The sequence below is a fragment of the Rhizobium sp. NPDC092011 genome, assembly GCF_044756305.1.
Taxonomy (GTDB): Bacteria; Pseudomonadota; Alphaproteobacteria; order Rhizobiales; family Rhizobiaceae; genus Rhizobium.
In genome coordinates this window covers 97,564-111,592 of sequence record NZ_JBIVSO010000014.1, presented here as the reverse complement: position 1 = coordinate 111,592, position 14,029 = coordinate 97,564, and the positions used below count along the sequence as shown (strand labels likewise).

At 59.9% G+C, this 14,029-nt stretch carries 16 protein-coding genes; 2 read left to right on the top strand and 14 right to left on the bottom strand.

The genetic code is table 11. The annotated features are described in order from the left end of the window. Positions 1 to 36: 36 nt before the first annotated feature. The 6 genes from ACIQJ2_RS32180 to ACIQJ2_RS32155 form a co-directional block, all read right to left on the bottom strand. Entirely contained in the window at positions 37 to 477 is a 441-nt protein-coding gene (locus ACIQJ2_RS32180; protein WP_199144697.1) for a DUF2155 domain-containing protein, read from the bottom strand. Between the two features lie 123 nt (positions 478 to 600). Then, a complete protein-coding gene (locus tag ACIQJ2_RS32175) occupies positions 601 to 999 on the bottom strand; it encodes an NADH:ubiquinone oxidoreductase subunit NDUFA12 (RefSeq protein WP_199144699.1) in 399 nt (132 codons plus the stop codon). Positions 1,000 to 1,105: 106 nt separating this feature from the next. Next, positions 1,106 to 1,573 (bottom strand): GNAT family N-acetyltransferase, encoded by a 468-nt coding sequence (locus tag ACIQJ2_RS32170; protein ID WP_400675136.1) that lies wholly within the window; start codon positions 1,571 to 1,573, stop codon positions 1,106 to 1,108. Positions 1,574 to 1,593: 20 nt separating this feature from the next. Then, the gene (locus tag ACIQJ2_RS32165; protein WP_400675134.1) at positions 1,594 to 2,097 is read right to left on the bottom strand and encodes a GNAT family N-acetyltransferase; all 504 of its coding nucleotides are present in this window, start codon (positions 2,095 to 2,097) and stop codon (positions 1,594 to 1,596) included. Positions 2,098 to 2,100: 3 nt separating this feature from the next. Then, positions 2,101 to 3,606 (bottom strand): Asp-tRNA(Asn)/Glu-tRNA(Gln) amidotransferase subunit GatB, encoded by a 1,506-nt coding sequence (gene gatB, locus ACIQJ2_RS32160; protein ID WP_400675132.1) that lies wholly within the window; start codon positions 3,604 to 3,606, stop codon positions 2,101 to 2,103. Between the two features lie 87 nt (positions 3,607 to 3,693). After that, complete coding sequence (locus ACIQJ2_RS32155; RefSeq protein WP_199144707.1) at positions 3,694 to 4,203, bottom strand: GNAT family N-acetyltransferase; 510 nt, start codon at positions 4,201 to 4,203, stop codon at positions 3,694 to 3,696. A gap of 303 nt (positions 4,204 to 4,506) precedes the next feature. Between ACIQJ2_RS32155 and ACIQJ2_RS32150 the strand changes: the two genes are divergently transcribed. After that, complete coding sequence (locus tag ACIQJ2_RS32150) at positions 4,507 to 4,764, top strand: YjhX family toxin (RefSeq protein ID WP_199144709.1); 258 nt, start codon at positions 4,507 to 4,509, stop codon at positions 4,762 to 4,764. A gap of 72 nt (positions 4,765 to 4,836) precedes the next feature. On the opposite strand, the gene ACIQJ2_RS32145 is transcribed toward ACIQJ2_RS32150, so the two are convergent. From ACIQJ2_RS32145 to ACIQJ2_RS32130, 4 genes are all read right to left on the bottom strand, one after another. After that, a complete protein-coding gene (locus tag ACIQJ2_RS32145; protein WP_400675128.1) occupies positions 4,837 to 6,846 on the bottom strand; it encodes a DUF4139 domain-containing protein in 2,010 nt (669 codons plus the stop codon). A 222-nt stretch (positions 6,847 to 7,068) separates the two neighbouring features. Next, positions 7,069 to 8,550, bottom strand: coding sequence for an Asp-tRNA(Asn)/Glu-tRNA(Gln) amidotransferase subunit GatA (gatA, locus tag ACIQJ2_RS32140; RefSeq protein WP_400675125.1), 1,482 nt, complete (start codon positions 8,548 to 8,550; stop codon positions 7,069 to 7,071). Positions 8,551 to 8,609: 59 nt separating this feature from the next. Continuing rightward, complete coding sequence (gatC, locus tag ACIQJ2_RS32135) at positions 8,610 to 8,897, bottom strand: Asp-tRNA(Asn)/Glu-tRNA(Gln) amidotransferase subunit GatC (RefSeq protein WP_015339557.1); 288 nt, start codon at positions 8,895 to 8,897, stop codon at positions 8,610 to 8,612. Positions 8,898 to 8,965: 68 nt separating this feature from the next. Beyond that, positions 8,966 to 9,676, bottom strand: a complete 711-nt coding sequence (locus ACIQJ2_RS32130; protein ID WP_400675122.1) for a metal-dependent hydrolase — start codon at positions 9,674 to 9,676, stop codon at positions 8,966 to 8,968. Between the two features lie 205 nt (positions 9,677 to 9,881). Here ACIQJ2_RS32130 and ruvX point away from each other — a divergent pair, with 205 nt between their 5' ends. Further along, positions 9,882 to 10,379: a Holliday junction resolvase RuvX gene (ruvX, locus tag ACIQJ2_RS32125; protein ID WP_199144717.1), complete on the top strand. Its 498-nt coding sequence runs from the start codon at positions 9,882 to 9,884 to the stop codon at positions 10,377 to 10,379. On the opposite strand, the gene ACIQJ2_RS32120 is transcribed toward ruvX, so the two are convergent. From ACIQJ2_RS32120 to ACIQJ2_RS32105, 4 genes are all read right to left on the bottom strand, one after another. Next, on the bottom strand, positions 10,313 to 10,648 hold the full coding sequence (locus ACIQJ2_RS32120; protein WP_199144720.1) for a DUF6105 family protein: 336 nt from the start codon (positions 10,646 to 10,648) through the stop codon (positions 10,313 to 10,315). The genes ruvX and ACIQJ2_RS32120 overlap by 67 nt on opposite strands. A 300-nt stretch (positions 10,649 to 10,948) precedes the next feature. Continuing rightward, entirely contained in the window at positions 10,949 to 11,605 is a 657-nt protein-coding gene (locus ACIQJ2_RS32115; RefSeq protein ID WP_400675118.1) for a TetR/AcrR family transcriptional regulator, read from the bottom strand. Positions 11,606 to 11,708: 103 nt separating this feature from the next. Beyond that, entirely contained in the window at positions 11,709 to 12,326 is a 618-nt protein-coding gene (locus ACIQJ2_RS32110) for a GNAT family N-acetyltransferase (protein ID WP_400675115.1), read from the bottom strand. Positions 12,327 to 12,328: 2 nt separating this feature from the next. Beyond that, positions 12,329 to 13,987 (bottom strand): acyl-CoA dehydrogenase family protein, encoded by a 1,659-nt coding sequence (locus tag ACIQJ2_RS32105; RefSeq protein WP_199144726.1) that lies wholly within the window; start codon positions 13,985 to 13,987, stop codon positions 12,329 to 12,331. Between the last annotated feature and the right edge of the window lie 42 nt (positions 13,988 to 14,029).

Here is a 14,029-nt window from a genome sequence, read left to right as displayed (position 1 = left end):
GCGGGCGGTCACTTCACGTTAAAATCTTGAAATCGATCACTTCGCGCCGGCAGTATCCGGCGCGGGGACGTCGGACTTCTGTTTGCACTCCTTCAGCCAGACGTCATAGATCGGATGCTCTACGGCGTTGAGGCCAGGGCTATCTGCAAACATCCAACCGGTGAAGATGCGGCGGATGCGGCGATCAAGGGTGATCTCATCGACCTCGACGAAGCCATCAACCTTCTGCTGTTCGGTGTCGTCTCGCGAGTAGCAAGCGCGCGGCGTTACCTGCAACGCGCCGAATTGCACGGTTTCGTTGACATACACATCGAAGGTGGTGATGCGGCCGGTGATCTTGTCGAGGCCGGAAAATACAGCAACGGGATTGGCGATACGGGCCGCCTCGGCTGAAGGGGCCAACATGATGCCGACAAGGAGAGCGACGCCTGCTCCCGATATTGCACGCAAAGAAGCGCTCCGCGTGAAAACCGTCATATCCGCCAATCTCCGCTTAGTCTCGGTCAAAGCGCCGAGCAAGAGCCGGCTTATGTCGCGCCTAAAGCCAAATTGTGGCCAAAGGACGAGCCGGGCCTTCTTGCTCAGTTACAATGGGCGTGCTCAGTTACCGGGGGTCCAGGCGTCGTAGTCGCCGGTCACGCGCGGACGCTCGCCGGCAACGGCCAGTGAGCCCGGCGGACGGTAAGCCTGCGGCGTGCCAGTCTGGTTGGCGCGATGATCCTTCTGCCATTCCTTGGCGACGTACTTGTCCTTGCTCGGCGGAACGTCGGTGCGGTGATGCATCCAGCCGTGCCAGCCCGGAGGAATAGACGAGGCTTCGGCATAACCCTTGTAGATCACCCAACGCTTGGGGAGACCGTAGGAGGACATGCCGCCTTCGTAATAGACGTTGCCAAGCTCATCCTCGCCGACACGCTTGCCAAACCGCCAGGTCGCAAAGCGCGTCCCCATGGTCTGACCATTCCACCAGGTGAAGGTTTGTACGATGAGATTCCACATGTCTTTTCCTCGATACCCGCTGAAAGGCGAGCGATACCAGAATTCAGTCGTTTGCTTATGCCGCCACCGGACCGGCTTGTCCAGTGATTCCAGCAGGCAAACTGGTTCATTTCAATGTCATCTTGAAGCCGAGATGGGTCGGCTTGAAACCCAGTCTCTCATAGAAGCGGTGTGCGTCCTTACGTACCGCATTCGAGGTTAGCTGTACCATCTTCATGCCGCGGCCTTTTGCCTCGTCGATGCAGAAATTGATCATCGCGGCGCCGATCCCCTGCCCGCGCAGTTCCGTCCGTGTTTGTACGGACTCGATTATCATGGCGGAAGATCCTCTAGCGTGCAGCGAGGTCACAACGATCGTCTGGAACGTGCCGACAATCTCACCACCAAGTTCGGCAGCATAGAGCGTCTGGTCGGAAGATGCGGCAATAGTGCGAAACGCACGCAGATAGTCGTCGTAAGCAGAGGGGTCAGTCGTGTCGCCATGGCCGCCCATGGCGTCGGCAGCAAAAAGGTCGATCAGGGAGGGAAGATCGGATTCTTTCGCTTCGCGGATTGCTAACCGGGCATCTTCCATGAATGATCTCGTCTATTCTTTCAGTGCCCTGCCAACGGCTTCTCGAATATCAGCGTCGGCAAACCCGATTGCCCCTGCCCGCTATTGTCCGAACGGCCTACTTCGACAAAGCCATGCGCCTTGTAGAAGGCGATTGCAGGCTCGTTTTGCAGGTCGACCTCGAGGCGCATGATTTCAGCGTCCGGAAAGCATGTTTCCAGTTCGGCGAAGATATCGCGACCGATACCCTGGCGCTGATGGCGGGGGCTGACATAGAGCATGTGGAGCATGACCGTCTTGGTCATCTCCTTGGACATGGCGGCATAGCCCATGCCGCCGATCGCCCGGCCGTCATCGGCAACCAGGAATTCGGAATTCTTGTTCGCCAGCCGGGCCTTCAGCGCTGCTGGCGAGTGCCAGGAAGCGTGCAGTTCGCTGACTTTCGCCGCCCCATAGATATGGTCGTAGGTCGCATGCCAGGTCTCGCCCAGCAGAGCACGGACCTTTTCCAGGTCCTGCTCGCCGGCGGTGCGCACGAAGAACACCGATTATTCCTCTTCGATGCCGAGCTTGGCCTTGACCAGCGCCTGTACGGCTTGCGGGTTGGCCTTGCCGCCTGTCGACTTCATCACCTGGCCGACGAACCAGCCGGCAAGGGTCGGCTTTGCCTTGACCTTGGCAACCTGGTCCGGGTTAGCGGCGATGATTTCGTCGACGGCCTTTTCGATGGCGCCGGTGTCGGTCACCTGCTTCATGCCGCGGGTCTCGACAATCTCGGCGGGATTGCCGCCTTCGGTCAGCACGATTTCAAACAGATCCTTGGCGATCTTGCCGGAGATGGTTTCAGCCTTGATGAGATCGATGATCGCACCGAGCTGGGCGGGAGAAACCGGAGTCTCTTCAATATCTTTGCCTGATTTGTTCAAGGCGCCAAGCAAGTCGTTGATGACCCAGTTGGCAGCCATCTTGCCATCACGGCCGGCGGCGACGGCTTCGAAATAGTCGGCAATCGCCTTTTCCGAGACCAGAACGGAAGCATCGTAGATCGAGAGGCCGAGCTCGCGGACGAACCGCTCCTTCTTGTCGTCGGGCAGCTCCGGCAGGTGCGCGGCAAGTTCCTTGACGAAAGCATCGTCGAATTCAAGCGGAAGCAGATCCGGATCGGGGAAATAGCGATAGTCATGCGCATCTTCCTTGGTGCGCAGAGAACGCGTCTCGCCCTTGTTCGGATCGAACAGGCGGGTTTCCTGATCGATCTTGCCGCCATCCTCCAGAATGCCGATCTGGCGGCGTGCTTCGTATTCGATCGCCTGACCGATGAAACGGATGGAGTTGACGTTCTTGATTTCGCAACGCGTGCCGAACTCGCCGCCCGGACGGCGCACGGAGACGTTGACGTCGGCGCGCATCGAGCCTTCGTCCATGTTGCCGTCGCAAGTGCCGAGATAGCGCACGATCGAGCGCAGCTTGGTCATATAGGCTTTCGCCTCGTCAGCCGAGCGGATGTCCGGCTTGGAGACGATTTCCATCAGCGCGACGCCGGAGCGGTTGAGATCGACATAGGACATCGTCGCATGCTGGTCATGCAAAGACTTGCCCGCATCCTGTTCCAGATGCAGACGCTCGATGCCGATCTCGATATCTTCGAACTGACCCTGACGATCCGGCCCCAGCGAGATGACGATCTTGCCTTCGCCTACAATCGGATCCTTGAACTGCGAGATCTGATAGCCCTGTGGCAGGTCGGGATAGAAATAGTTCTTGCGGTCGAAGATCGAACGATTGTTGATCTGTGCCTTCAGGCCGAGACCCGTGCGCACGGCCTGCTTGACGCATTCCTCGTTGATGACGGGCAGCATGCCGGGCATGGCGGCATCGACGAGTGAGACGTTGGAATTCTGCGGCTTGCCGAACTCGGTCGAGGCACCGGAGAAGAGCTTGGAATTGCTCAGCACCTGGGCATGGACTTCCATGCCGATAACGATTTCCCAATCGCCGGTGGCACCGGGAATGAAGCGTTTCGGATCTGGCGTACGGACGTCGACAAGGGTCATTGGAAGCTCTTGAAATGCTGTTCTTCTGAACTTTGTGAGGTAGAGCAATTGGCGTGATGGCGCAAGGCTTTCGGCGTCACTGGCACGCTATATGCCCGGTCCGTAAGCGCCGTCGCTCTCCTCGACCAGCCATTTCGAAAGTCCGACAGTCGGGACATCGCTGTCAAGCTTCGGCGAGTAGACGATCGACAACCAGTGGATCCCATAGCCACGCGCCTTGAAGAAGGCGATGGCATCGGTGTTTCCGGCATGGCTCTGCAGCGAAATTTTTTCCAGCCCCTGCTCGCGCACATCCTGCTCGATCCGCGCCAGAAGCGCGGACCCAAGGCCGCGCCTTTCAAAATCAGGGTCGATCCAGAAATCCGAGATCGCCTCGTCGAGCGCCTCGCGCGCGGCCCATCCCACCGCTTCGCCATTCAGCTCGATGACCGTGATCGTCAGCCAGAGATTGCGGGTGAAATTCGAAAAGGCCTCGCTTGCGCCTTCCAGCAGCTCGCCGGTGCCACCAATCGCGCCCATGGCCTTCTGCCAGGAGCGCAGACCTATACTCGCCAACACCTCGGTTTCACCCTCATGAGCATTGCGAATGTGGATCATCTAGCCCCCGCTATTTCAGCTAGTAAAGCACCTGGACACCGCTTTTTCCAGCGGCGAGATTCAGAGACAGGCCTCGCAGCGCCGACGATCGATGCGGTTGAAGCTTGACTGCCGAGCGCAACCTGTTTTACACACGGCGTCTCAACGGAGTTTTTATGTCCACCTTTTGTCTGTCCCGGTAAAGGCCTCGCCCGCAAGTCTCCTTGCGTGCCGGGCCTGAAAAACGAAGCCCCGACTTCCCCTAAGGGAAGCTTCGGATCGTTTTTATGCGTCCTCTCGGGCGCTTGACGGATTCAGACAACAATGGACATTTCCCGCGCTGAACAGCGCATCCTGCACTTGCTCGCTCAAGGCGGGCGCATCGAAATCGAACGCACCGAAAACAAGAAGATCGAAACCGTCTTTTGCTACACGCGCGACGGCTGGGTCTATCCCGGTTTCGACATTGAGCTTTTTCGAAGGCTGAAACGCCTCAAGGCTATCAAATCCACCGACGGCCATCCCTACCGCATCAGCGACAAGGGATTGCGGCTGGTGCGATCACAGCTGGACAACAGGTAGAAAAAGCGTGAGAGCCGCCCAATGGGCGGCTCTCACCGATTTATGTTGCTCACATGAGAAAGCGACTGGCGTTCAGAATGTCCTGATGATCTCCGTGACCCGATCGCCCCTGCGATCGCTTTCCTGTTGCACCGTATCGCGCCTTTCGTTCATCGAGGCGATCTGATCCTCACTATCCGCCAGAGCTTTCAAATAGCGCTTCTGTAGATCGCTTTTGTCCGGTACGGCGCCGAGATTGCGTCTTATCCGCTCCTGCTCATTGACGGTTTTCTCGATTTCGCTATCGAGGCTCGCCAATTCGTTCTGGACGGCGACCTGCCTTTTGCGCGCGTCGGCAAGCTCTTTCAGCTTATCCGTGAGCGCCTTGTCATTGGTCGAGGCCGACCAGCCGAGCAACATGTCCGGCTCGACATCGACAAGCGCATAGCTGTTGCTCTGAAGCTGTTCGTCGACCGCCGTCAGCACCTTTTCCGCGCCTGCCGGCACGACCGCCTTGAGCCGCTGATGCGTTGCCGTCTTGCCGAAGCTTTCAGCCGAGGAGAACGACCAGCCCTCTCTAATCGGATGCTCGATGATGACCGTCCTTTCGCCGTCAAGCGCGCCCGATACGGTGTATGTCGTCGTCTGGCGATATTTGACGGTGGCGTTCATGACGCCGTCGGCAACCTTCAGGGAGGCGATTTCCTCCTTTGGGGTCTGCTGTTCGCTGATCGAAACCTTGCGATCGGTCGCGAAACTGGCGAGGCGCGTATCGTCCTTCGGCAGCGCCGAGAGTTGGGAGTCGCCGATATAGCCGGCCTTGCTGTCGTACAATGTCAGAATTCCCGCCGGCATGCTGACGCCGGTGGTGTTCTTCAGCATGACAGCGGCGATGGGATTGCGCAGGCTGCTGCCGGCCCGATACATGTCTACCATGTCGGCTTCCACATCCGCATCCATGATCGGCACCGACAAAGTGTCGCCATTGGCGAGATCGTAAGTTCCCGGAAGTTCGAAAGTAGCCGAGATATCGCTTTCCGTCGCAGCAGCTGGATTTCCCGAGGCAATTTGCATTGCCTCTCCCGCCCCCGCCAATTCGTCGGTCGCATAGGCCGGGGCGTCCGCCATCTTTCCGTCTATACTCTTCATCGCCCGTCGCGGAGCGGGCATTGCCGGCGCCTCTATACTCGAGGCCAGACGCCGTCTGTTGGACAGATCGCCACTATCGGGACCGAGGACATCATTGGACGCCGTGTTGACAGGCACCTCCTGCCTCTCCCTCCAATAGAGCTGATGCAGCCCCTGCCTCAACGTCACCGGCTCGGCCGAGGTCAGCGTCAGCTTGATGCCTTTCCAATCCTCGCCGCTGGCATTTTCCAGCACCGTCCATGCCTGTAGGCGCGCCTTGTCTTTTCCGTCGATGACAACCTTATAGGCCGTCTTCCAGATGGGAGACGGCACGACATAGGTGAGGCCTATATCGCCGCTGCTCTTCGCACCATTCACCCTGATATCGATGGCGCGGGTACGGTCGTTCTTGCCTCGGGCGATAGCTGCCGTCGCCTTTGCGAGCTTTGCTCTTGTGTCTGGGTCATCAAACCGGACTGACGCGTCCTCGCCGAGCGTCAGCGTCTCCACGGCGCCATCCTTGTCGATGACGGTCAGCAGATAAGCCGTTGCCTTCTCGTCCGCCTTCCTCGCCTCTATGCCGAGAATGCTGCCTTCAACGGTCTTGCCACCGCTGGTGACCGCCACCTTGGCGCCCTGCATTGACGTCAGTAGCGACGGCACGGAGGAGAGCGCTTCCAGACTGAATGGCAGGCCCTTGAAGGTTTCCTGCAAGGGGTGCGGACCCGCCAGCGCCATGCCGGCCACCGAACCCGCAGCCCCATTGACCACAAGGCTCTTCAGGATGTCGTCGACCTGATCGAGCGGCACCTCGATCCGGATCACGCCGTCGCTATTGACATCGGCCGATCGCGAAACCTGGGCCAGACCGCCCGAAGACAGGGTTATGGATCGAATAGCCCCATTGTCAGCCGCCAGCGAAATCGCTGGAAAAGACGCGCCAAGGAGCAGGATCGCCGTGACTTGCTTGAGCATGAAGAGACCTTCCGATTCGGTTGCAGAGAACGAGACCAAGCGGCCCGCTGCAATTTATGATCGTATTTCGGTCTAAAGTGTGATGGCGTTCGGGCGGAATATTGACACCTGCAAAAAGGGCCGCTCGGATTTCCGGGCGGCCCTTCCAATAGTTGGTGTCAAACGCGGCGAAGCAGGAAGAGGTCGTTCATCAAGCCGCTCGTGCCGCCGCGGATGGTGAGCTTACCACCACTTCGCTGGCGTGAACTTGCCGGCGGCCTGTTCGATGACGTGGGCGGTCTTGAAGAGGGTTTCTTCTTCGAACGGCTTGCCGATGAGCTGCAGGCCGAGCGGCAGCCCTTTCGAGTCGAGGCCGGCGGGGACGGCGATGCCGGGCAGACCGGCCATGTTGACCGTCACCGTGAAGATGTCGTTGAGGTACATCTTCACCGGATCGGACGCGAGGTCCTCGTCGGCGATACCGAAGGCAGAAGACGGCGTGGCGGGCGTCAGGATCGCATCGACGCCGGCATTGAAGGCAAGTTCGAAATCGCGCTTGATCAGCGTGCGGACCTTCTGGGCGCGCAGGTAGTATGCGTCGTAATAGCCGGCCGACAGAACATAGGTGCCGATCATGATGCGGCGCTTTACTTCCTGGCCAAAGCCGGCAGCGCGAGTCTTTTCATACATGTCGACGATATTGTTGCCATCGACGCGCAGGCCGTAGCGAACGCCGTCATAGCGGGCAAGGTTCGAAGAGGCCTCGGCGGGCGCGACGATATAATAGGCCGGCAGCGCGTACTTCGTGTGCGGCAGAGAGATGTTGACGATCTCGGCACCGGCATCCTTCAGCCAGGCGATGCCCTGCTGCCAGAGCGTCTCGATCTCTTCCGGCATGCCGTCGACGCGATATTCGTTCGGGATGCCGATCTTCATGCCCTTCAGCGACTGGCCGAGCGAGGCTTCGTAATCCGGCACCGGCAGGTCGACAGAGGTGGTATCCTTGGCATCGACGCTTGCCATCGACTTCAGGAGGATGGCGGCGTCGCGTACGTCGCGGGCGATCGGGCCGGCCTGGTCGAGAGACGAGGCGAAGGCAACGATGCCCCAGCGCGAGCAGCGTCCATAGGTCGGCTTGATACCAACGGTGCCGGTGAAGGCGGCCGGCTGGCGGATGGAGCCGCCGGTGTCGGTGGCGGTGGCGCCAGCGCAGAGATGGGCTGCAACGGCAGCGGCCGAACCGCCCGACGAGCCGCCCGGAACGAGCTGCTGGTTGGTGCCTTCGGCGCGCCAGGGGTTGATGACCGGGCCGTAGTACGAGCTCTCGTTGGAGGAGCCCATGGCGAACTCGTCCATGTTGAGCTTGCCCAGCATGACGGCGCCGTCGTTCCAGAGGTTCTGCGTAACGGTCGATTCATAGCGCGGCTTGAAGCCATCGAGAATGTGGCTGCAGGCCTGGGTATGGATGCCTTCGGTGCCGAACAGGTCCTTGATCCCGAGCGGGATGCCTTCGAGCGCACCGGCATTGCCAGCGGCGAGGCGCGCATCCGAGGCCTTGGCCATTTCGCGCGCCTTGTCGGGCGTGACAGCGATATAGGCGTTGATCCGACCGTTGGCGGCATCGATCGCCGAGATATAGGCCTCGGCCAGTTCGGTGGCGGTGATCTGCTTGGCGCGCAGCTTGTCGCGGGCTTCGGCAATGGTCAGGCTGGTCAGTTCGCTCATTTTGTTTCGCTTCAGATCTGGAATTGGGCAACGGGTCGGAAAGGGTTCAGCAGGAACCGTTATTCGACGACTTTGGGCACCAGGAAGAAATTCTGATCGGTATTCGGCGCATTCGCGACGATGTCGGCGGCCTTGTTGCCGTCGGTCACCTCGTCAGTGCGCTTCTTCATCGCCATCGGCGTGACCGAGGTCATGGCTTCGACGCCATCGACATTCACTTCGGAGAGCTGCTCGACGAAGCCCAGAATGCCGTTCAGCTCACCCATCATCCGCTGCGCTTCGTCTTCATTGACGGCGATGCGGGCAAGATGGGCGACGCGTTTGACAGTGGCGAGATCGACGGACATGGCATTCTCCGGATAGGATTTTTCTCACTCGCTATAAAGACCATGTCCGCCATACGCAACGGGTATCGTTAGGCAGAAACGCTCTCGCCAACCTTCGGCGCGGCAACTGCGGTCTTGGAGCCTTCCATGCCGGCGATGAACTTTTCCGGGGTCGCATCGATGATCGGGAAAGTGCCGTAGTGGCAGGGAATGGCGGTCTTGAAGTTAAAGAAGCGCTGGCAGGCGAGCGCGGCTACGGCACCGCCCATGGTGAAGCGGTCTCCAACAGGCAGGATGCCGATATCGGGCTGATGCAGTTCATTGATGAGAGCCATATCCGAGAAGATGTCGGTATCGCCCATATGAAACAGCGTCGGCTCGTCGTCGAAATGCAGCATCAGGCCGTTCGGGTTGCCGAGCGCATGGGAAACGCCGTCCTCGGTGATCTGGGCTGAGGAGTGCAGCGCATTGGTAAAGGTTGCCGAGAAACTGCCGAGACCGACGGTGCCGCCTGTATTGCCCATTTCCAGCTTTTCGACGCCCTTGGTGCTGAGCCAGGAGGCAAGATCGGCATTGGCGAGAACCACCGCACCCGTATCCTTAGCGATCTGAACCGTGTCGCCGACATGGTCGGCATGGCCATGCGTCAGCAGGATATGCGTCACGCCTTCGGCTGCATCCTTGATGTTGAGGCCGGCAGCGGCAAAGGAAGAATTGTAAGTCAGGAAAGGATCGATCAATATTTTTGCCTTGGCCGTTTCGATACGAAAAGCGGCGTGGCCGAGCCAGGTGATCTTCATTGGATTGCTCCTTAGCACTTGTTTTGAAATGGAATGCCGGTGTCCGAAGCATTTCCGGTGGAAACACTCCTTCGATTTGCTCTTCCGCATTTCCGCACGCAAAACCGCTGTGTGCTTCTGCTGGAAATGTTCTAGGAGATATCCGAAACCATCGCAAAGAAAAGCGGCTTTGGCTTCAATTTGTTTTGACAGGAGCGAGACCCCGATGACGACGCTGACCATCGAAGACCTAGCCGTGATGCTCCTGCCCGGTCAGGCCGTTGCCGGGCTCGATCTCGGCACCAAGACGATCGGCCTTGCCATGTCCGACCTCGGCCGGCGCTTTGCGACGCCGCGCCCCGTCATCAAGCGGGTAAAGTTCACGCAGGACGCCGAAACATTGCTTGCCTTCGCCGAGAAGGAAAAGGTCGCGGCCTTCGTCATAGGGCTTCCGATCAATATGGATGGCTCAGCCGGGCCGCGCGTGCAGGCAACGCGCGCCTTCGTGCGCAGCATGTCGGAAAAGACCGCCCTGCCCTTCGTTTTCTGGGACGAGCGGCTTTCAACGGTCGCGGCCGAACGGGCGCTTCTGGAAATGGACGTTTCGCGTGCCAAGCGTGCCGAGCGCATCGACTCGGCAGCGGCGAGCTTCATTCTTCAGGGAGCGTTGGACAGGCTGTCGGCGCTCGGCAGGGCTACCTTGACGGATCCCGACGCCTCCTGACGGCGCTTCCACCACCCAATAATGGCGGCGCGGCGTCGAAAGCCGAAGATCGCGAACACAAGCAGACTATCGAAGGCGATGGCGCGGGCAACGAGCGGCGGGATGGTCTCAGGTGGAATGCCGAGGATCTTGCCGTAGATGTCGAAGACCAGATCGTGCCCCTGCCGCGTCAGCATGAATATGCCGAAGCTCATGTCGTAGTACGACAGATAATACCATGCCCCGAGGAAAGAGACCGGGGCGGCCCAGCAAATCAACAACCACTTCATGCGGTACCTCTTCGACGCTGAAATTGCGTCGTGCCAGTCGAAAGGACGAGCCAGTTCGACAGCGCCATGGCGCTCAACACCATTGCGGGCAGCGTTATATCTAGTGCGAGCACGGCGAAGAACATCATCGCCGTAACCAGAAACACTAATTTTGCGGGTTTCGACCCCATGGCTGCACGCTTGATGGTTAACTAATCGTCTCCTCACACTGACGAGTTAACCACTGAGGCGCAACGTAAACCATTTGTTAAGGTTAACGGCCGAGCGGGCTTGTGGATATCTTTCCCCTGGTAAGCGGCATCAGCCGTAGACGCCGCGCACGATCCGCTTCAGGGCGATTGCCGCCTTCTCCCAGTCCTTGCCGGTCTTCAAGGGAAGACCGGCGCATTGGTCGCTGACCGCCGAGGCAAGCACGATATGCTGGATGGCCGCAAAGATCATGGCGTTGACGGCCTGGGCATCGACGCCCTTCGGTGGCACCAGCGAGCCGCGCATGCGCTCGATCCAGCCGGCTAGCGCCTTCGAGCGCGCTTCCGAAAGGCGACGGACCTGCTCGCTGCTTTCGGACACTTCCCAGGCAACGATGCGGCGCATCAGCGGGTCGGCGCGCAAGGCATCGAGAAACAGCATCGAGAGCCGCTCCATAAGGTCGCCGTAGGTCAGCAGGAACATGCCGCCGGTATCGTCGGGAATGCGATCCTTGACCCAGCCTCCGAGATCCGTACCGATGGCTTCCACAAGGCCGTTGAGACCGCCGTAATAGCGATAGATCAGCTGCTTGTCGCAGCCGGCGCCGCGCGCCACGGCGTTGATACCGAAATTCTGGAACCCCTCCTCCGCCAGCAAGCGCTTGGCGGCATCAAGAATCACCTGCTCGGTTGCGGCGCGGTTGCGCACCCGTTTTTCCGGAGCAGGTGCCTCAAACGGGATTTTAACGGCTGCATTTGCAACGGCCATCGACTCGCCTCCAATCTGTCACCGATCGGTGATTAGCAAGTAGAGCCCGCCTGAACAACAACGCGAAGGGTGGCGATATCGCCCAAGCCGGCGAATCCACAGATTAGAGAAACTGACCAAACCATACGGTCGTTTCGGACGCCACGCTTGGCGGCAGCTCGACGGGCACGAAACCGCGCGACGACCAGAAGCGAATGCCGCCGTGATTGCCGGAGTTGGCGCCGAGATGAACGCCCTTGATGCCGTTGGCCCGGGCATTCTCGAGCCAGCGATCCAGCAATGCCGTGCCCACGCCTTTGCCCTGGGCGCGCGGCAGCAGATTCATATGAATATGCGCCGGGAACCGCTCGACGAGGATCGCGGGCGCATGCTTGGGATGATGGATTGCCGATATCCGCTGCTGATCCGCATCCCATAGCGACGGATCGCCTGCCGGATCGGCATAGCGCGGGCGCAATGCCGGCCACCATTCGCGCTCAAGCCGTTCATCGAAGCCGATCGTGTCGAAGGCACCGGCAATATAGCCGAAAACACCCTGCTCATCCTCGGCGACGAAAACCTGTTCGGGAAGAAGTACGGCGTAGGGTGCGGAATAAATGTGCCCGATCAGGCGACCATCGCGGTGGAGCGGCGTCGCATCCTTGCCGGCGTCGCCCGTCGAGAGCGAGATGGCGTAGAGCTGATCGATATCCTCGGATCGAACGTTTCGAATGGAAGCCATGGTTACGTCGCCGGCGGATATAGGAGATCGACGATGTAGCTGGCGTCGAAGCGGGCATCGAGCATGCCGTAGGTCGCACGCCAGCCACCTGCCAGTCGGGTTTCAATGAAAGCATCGGCGATCTTGCCTGCACCAAGGCGATAAAGCTCGGCGGCACCGGCTGCGAGCGCCATCTGCTCGACCAGCAAGCGGGCAGCGCCCTCATCCTGCTCGCAAAGCGCCATGGCTGCGCGCAGGACTTCGATGGTCTTCTTGCCGGCAGGTCCGAGATCGCGGGCAAGGCCGGCGAACACGGTTTCGAACAGGTCCTTGCCACGGTTCAGCACGCGCAGAACGTCGAGCGCCATGACATTGCCGGAACCTTCCCAAATCGCGTTGACGGGAGCCTCACGATAATGACGGGCGATCGGACGCTCCTCGATGTAGCCGCTGCCGCCGATGCACTCCATGGCCTCATAGATCAGAGCCGGTGCGATCTTGCAGCACCAGTATTTGGCAACCGGCGTCATGACGCGGGCATAGGCGGCGTCTTCGCTGCTGCCGCTTGCCTTGTCGAAGGCTTCCGCCAGGCGGAAGGCAAGTGCAGTCGCGGCGGCGACGTCGAGCGCCATGTCGGCGAGCACGCGCGTCATGATCGGCTGCTGAACCAGCATCTTGCCGAAGACGCTGCGGCCGCGTGCATGATGCACGGCTTCGGCGAGCGACGCTCGCATGATGCCGGCGGAGGCCAGCGCGCAATCGAGCCGCGTCAGCGTCACCATATCGAGGATCGTGCGGATACCGCCATCGGGCGCCCCGAGCAGGAAACCGAACGTATCGGTGAACTCGACTTCCGAGGAAGCGTTCGACCGGTTGCCGAGCTTGTCCTTCAGCCTCTGGAAATGCAGGCCGTTGGCGGAACCATCCTCGAGCAGCCGCGGCACGAGGAAGCAGCCCATGCCGTCCTTGGTCTGGGCAAGCATGATGAAGGCATCGCTCATCGGCGCCGACATGAACCATTTATGGCCCGAGAGCCGGTAGATTCCGTCGCTCACCTTTTCGGCGCTCGTTTTATTGGCGCGCACATCGGTGCCGCCCTGCTTCTCCGTCATGCCCATGCCGATGGTAACGGCAGTCTTCTGCATGGCGGGCTTGTTGGACGAATCATATTTGCGCGAGAGAACCTTCGGCGCCCAATCCTTCTGAACGGCCGGAGAGGCCATCATGGCTGCCACGGAGGCGCTGGTCATCGTCAGCGGGCAGAGATGGCCGCATTCGAGCTGTGCCGTCAGATAGAAGCGCGCGGCGCGTACCTTGTGTGACTGCCCCTTGGCTTCCGGATCGGCTTGCGCATCCCAGATCGAGGAGTGCAGGCCTGATGCCATGGAGCGGCGCATCAGCGCGTGCCAGGCCGGATGGAATTCGACCACATCGAGACGTTCGCCACGCGGGCCGTGCGTGCGCAATTGCGGCGTGCCCTGGTTCGCCATGCGTGCCAGTTCCTGCGCCTCGTGCGAAGTGACGAAACGGCCGAGCTGCTCCAGATCTTCGCGAATCGAGCGCGGCAGGCCGGAGGTCAGATCGACAATCAACGGATCGGAACGATAGGCATTGATGCCGGACCAGAGGCTCGGCTGGTTCAGATCGGCAAATGGGTCGTCAGTCCGGGTCGGTTGGGTCATATTTCGCTTTTAGAGCAAGAGGGTTGCAAAAGGAAACCGGAA